Annotated in this window: 2 protein-coding genes; both read left to right on the top strand. The window is 68.4% G+C overall.

What is annotated here, in order from left to right; genetic code table 11:
- The coding region (locus ACK5NO_RS10415; protein ID WP_416812610.1) for an alpha-amylase family glycosyl hydrolase at positions 1 to 1,617 on the top strand (1,617 nt) is incomplete at its 5' end.
- A 107-nt stretch (positions 1,618 to 1,724) separates the two neighbouring features.
- Positions 1,725 to 2,047 (top strand): alpha-amylase family glycosyl hydrolase (locus ACK5NO_RS10410; protein WP_416812609.1); only part of this gene is annotated, 323 nt, incomplete at its 3' end.

Raw genomic sequence — 2,047 nt, 5'->3', positions numbered from 1 at the left:
TGGTGGCGTACTGCGGTGATCTATCAGATCTATCCGCGGTCGTTTGCGGATTCCTCTGGGGACGGCATCGGGGACCTGGCAGGCATCACCTCGCGCCTTGATCACCTGGCGGCGTTGGGCGTGGACGCGATCTGGCTGTCGCCGTTTTACACCTCGCCGCAGAAGGACGCCGGCTACGACGTGGCCGACTTCACCGACGTTGACCCGCTGTTTGGCACGCTCGAGGACGCTGACCGCATGATCGCGCGCGCCCACGAATTGGGTCTGCGCGTGATCGTCGACATTGTCCCCAACCACACCTCCGACGCCCACGCCTGGTTCCAAGCCGCCCTCGCATCGGCCCCCGGCAGCGCCGAGCGTGCCCGCTACATCTTCCGCGACGGACGCGGCGTGGACGGCAACGAGCCCCCCAACAACTGGGAATCGGTCTTTGGCGGCCCGGCCTGGACCCGCCTGACCGACCGCGACGGCACGCCCGGCCAGTGGTACCTGCACCTGTTCGATTCCTCCCAGCCCGACCTGGACTGGACCAACGAAGAGGTCCGCACCGAGTTCGACCGGATCCTGCGGTTCTGGCTCGACCGCGGAGTCGACGGCTTCCGCGTCGACGTCGCCCACGGGCTCGCGAAGGAGCCTGGCCTTCCCGACTTCATCATTGCCGACGACATCGACTCCATGGCGGGCGCGAGCGTAGGTCACCCGGCCTGGGCACAAGAGGGGGTGCACGAGATCTGGCGGCGCTGGCGCTCGGTCGTCGACGAATACGACGGCGAGCGCATTCTCACCGCCGAGGCGTGGGTCGAGCCGCTCAGCCGCATGGCCGAGTGGGTGCGCCCCGACGAGATGCACCAGGCGTTCAACTTCGTGTACCTCATGGCACCGTGGGATGCGACGGCGCTGCGAGACGCCATCGACGCCTCCCTGAGCGCTTTCGAAGGCGTGGGGGCCCCGGCCACCTGGGTGCTGTCCAACCACGATGTCATCCGTCATCCCAGCAGGCTCGCCCTGACCGCACCGAGCCCGCAGGGGCACGGGATCGGCCCCGACTCCCCCGGACTTCCCGAGCCTGCCGTCGCTGCGGCCCGCGGACGGGCGGCAACCATGCTGATGCTCGCCCTGCCCGGCTCCGCCTACCTCTACCAAGGCGAGGAACTCGGGTTGCCCGAGGTGCTCGACATTGACGCCGATGCGCGTCAGGACCCCACCTTCCATCGCACCCTAGGCGAGCGCTACGGCCGCGACGGCTGCCGCGTGCCCATCCCCTGGGAGGCCGATGCGCCCGCGTTCGGCTTCTCTCCCAGTGGCGAGTCGTGGCTTCCGCAGCCCGACCTGTGGGCCGAGCTCGCACGCGATCGACAGGAGGGTGACCCCGGTAGCTCGCTCGAGATGTACCGCTCGCTACTGAGGTTGCGGCGTACGTGGGGCCTGGCCTCATCGAGCCTCGAGTGGCTCGACGCGCCGGCTGGCGTGGTCGCGGCCCGCGTGGGCGCCGTCACCGTGATGACTAACTTGTCCTCGTCCCCGGTGCCGCTGCCCCCCGGTGAGGTGCTGATCTCGTCGATGCCTGTCTCCACCGAGCTCCCTGCCGACGCGACGGTGTGGGTCGCGACGCCATAGGGCCGCCGACCTGGGGACTCACCCGGCCCGAGGTCGGTTTGCGCGGCGTGATGCAAACGTTTACATTGTGGGCTTGACCCTTCCCTGCTGAGAGGACCACAAGCCGCATGAGCATCGTCGCGCAGCCTGCGCTCACCCACGTCGTCGCCCCCGCCGGTTCCCAGCAGAAAGACGCCGACTGGTGGCGTACTGCGGTGATCTATCAGATCTATCCGCGGTCGTTTGCGGATTCCTCTGGGGACGGCATCGGGGACCTGGCAGGCATCACCTCGCGCCTTGATCACCTGGCGGCGTTGGGCGTGGACGCGATCTGGCTGTCGCCGTTTTACACCTCGCCGCAGAAGGACGCCGGCTACGACGTGGCCGACTTCACCGACGTTGACCCGCTGTTTGGCACGCTCGAGGACGCTGACCGCATGATCGCGCGCGC

Origin of the sequence: Demequina sp., assembly GCF_047975725.1 — a bacterium.
Taxonomy (GTDB): Bacteria; Actinomycetota; Actinomycetes; order Actinomycetales; family Demequinaceae; genus Demequina.
This window is presented reverse-complemented; position numbering and strand designations above follow the sequence as displayed.